2 protein-coding genes are annotated in these 2368 nt (G+C 68.8%); both read left to right on the top strand.

Annotated elements, in window-relative coordinates:
• The first annotated feature begins 160 nt into the window (after positions 1-160).
• Positions 161-1834, top strand: coding sequence for a CHAT domain-containing protein (locus tag AB0J42_RS37545; RefSeq protein WP_364303332.1), 1674 nt, complete (start codon positions 161-163; stop codon positions 1832-1834).
• Positions 1831-2235, top strand: coding sequence for a hypothetical protein (locus AB0J42_RS37550; protein WP_364303334.1), 405 nt, complete (start codon positions 1831-1833; stop codon positions 2233-2235). Before AB0J42_RS37545 ends, AB0J42_RS37550 begins: the two co-directional genes overlap by 4 nt.
• Positions 2236-2368: the final 133 nt, after the last annotated feature.

Here is a 2368-nt window from a genome sequence, read left to right on the forward strand (position 1 = left end):
GAACTCTGGCGGGTGAGGTGCGGGCATGGGGGACATCCTTCCTGATGATCAAGGGTGACCTCAGGGCAAGTGTCCGGAAAACGGGGGGAAGCTCACCACCGTATTCACCACGGGCTCGCGGCGACAGTGGCTGACCGCGCTGTCAGGCAGCCGGTTCCGTGTGGACCAGGTACTCAGCCTTGTGCTCACCGAGTTGAAAACAGACGCCGACGCGGTAGCCGTCGCCGCCGACACACTCCTGAGGCACAAGGGCCTGGCCGCCCAGCTCACCATCAGGCAGCGGGACATGTTGGTCACCGCCGCCGACGATCCTCGACTGCGTGACCTGCACGAGCAGCGGGTCCGGCTGCACGCCGCCATCAACGCCAGGCAACTCGCCGGACCATCGGACGGCGCGATGCAGACGCATCGGCAGCGGCTGGCCGCCGACAGGCAGCGGCTCGACGCACTCGAGTCGGAAATCGCCCAGCGCTCACACGGCGCGACCCATCGCCTGTTCGAGCTGACGTGGCACGACATCGCCGCCACGCTGGCCTCCGACACGGCACTCGTCGAACTGCGGCGGCGCGCCGTCTTCGATTTCCACGCGGCCGACCGCACCAAGGAAGTGCACGCGGGCGCATGCTACAGCGCGCTCGTCCTGCGTCCCGGCGCGCCGCCCGCCTTCGTCGACCTGGGAGATGCCGAGCATATCGACGAGCTGACCGGCCGAGTCACCGCACTGATGAGCGGGCGAAGCCAGGAGGAGGACACCGACAAAGCGGCCCGGCTACGGCGCGCCGTACTGGACCCCTTGTTGCCTGCGCTCGGCGGGGCCTCCCGTCTGCTGCTGTCTCCCGACGGCGCGTTGAGCACGCTGCCGTACGAGGCGCTGCCGCTGGACGACGGACGGCTCGTCATGGACCGGTGGCTGGTGTGTTACCTGCCGACCGGCCGAGACGCGCTGCACTTGAGCCAGCCCTCGCCTGCGCCCGGCGGCCCGCCACTCGTGCTGGCCGACCCCGATCTCAAACTCGGCACACCCGGCGGCGCGAACACCCGCGAGCGAGCGCCGTTCACCCCGTTACCGGGAGCGCGCGAGGAAGGCCGGCAGATCGCCGAGTTTCTGGGCGTCACGCCGCTGGCAGGCGCCGACGCCGTGAAGGAACGGGTGACGGGCGCACAGAGCCCGGCCATCCTGCACATAGCCAGCCACGGGTTCCTCAGCCCCAGCGTCCCGCGCGCGATGGACCCGGCGGACTTCGCCGTCGGAGACATCGTGACGCCGGTCGACGCCCATCGCCAGATCCTCGTGCTCGACGGGACGCTGGCCACTCCCATGGACTTCACCCTGGCGCGCGACGACCCTTTCGAGCGGCTGTCCGGCCGCGATGTGGACGACCCGATGCTCCGCTGTGGCGTTGCGCTGGCAGGCGCGAACACCTGGCTCTCGGGTGGTGACTTGCCGCCTGAGGCGGGCAACGGCGTGCTGACCGCCTCGGATCTCGCGCTCATGGATCTGAGCGGCACCCGACTTGTCGTGCTGTCAGCATGCGACAGCGCGCTAGGCGACACATGGGTGGGCGAAGGGGTGTTCGGACTACGCCGCGCAGCCTCTATCGCCGGATCGAGGTCGCTGGTCATGAGCTTGTGGAAGGTTCCCGACCGGCAGACCCGCGACCTGATGACTGACCTGTACCGGCGGCTTTGGGCGGGCGACGGCTTGGCCGAGGCGCTGACCGGGGCTCGGCAGGCGATGCGCCGTAGATACCCGCACCCGGCCTACTGGGCCGCGTTCGTCTGCCAGGGCGACCCAGGCCCCGTCATCGACACCCGGTACCAGGAGGACGGATGACGAGTATCGCCACGCTCACGAACCGGCTCGACCGCGACCACGCGGAGGACGCACCGATGATCGTCGTGGACGAAGAGGAGGATGTGGCTCCGGCACTGGCGGCCGCGCTGCGTTACTTCGACGCCGACGACACACACGAGGCGGTCATCGTCTTGAACCGGGGCCGTGTCCTGGGTTCCCTGCGCCGGCTCGATGCCTACAGCCTGCCCCCGCCCCTCGGGCATCAGGTTCGCGGGTACGGCGCGGCCGATCAGAGCCTTCTGCCGGGCGCGGCGAGATACGACATGGTCACGCTCACATGTCCTCGCCCCGGCTGTCCCACCCAGCTCGGCCTAGTCCTCTACCCGGCGCGCAAACCCCGCTGTACCCGGCATCCTGACCAGGTCCTGGCGATTTCATGAGCATTCCCGCGCTGCCCGGTCTCGGGCAGGACCTTGGCCCCCTCTCTGCCAGACTGGTGTGACACATGAGGACAAGCAGACCTTAAGTGGCACAAGCAGGGCGAGAACGGGATCTTCTTCACAGTGACGTTGA

Source organism: Nonomuraea sp. NPDC049649 (genome assembly GCF_040675175.1).
In the GTDB taxonomy this organism is placed as follows: domain Bacteria; phylum Actinomycetota; class Actinomycetes; order Streptosporangiales; family Streptosporangiaceae; genus Nonomuraea.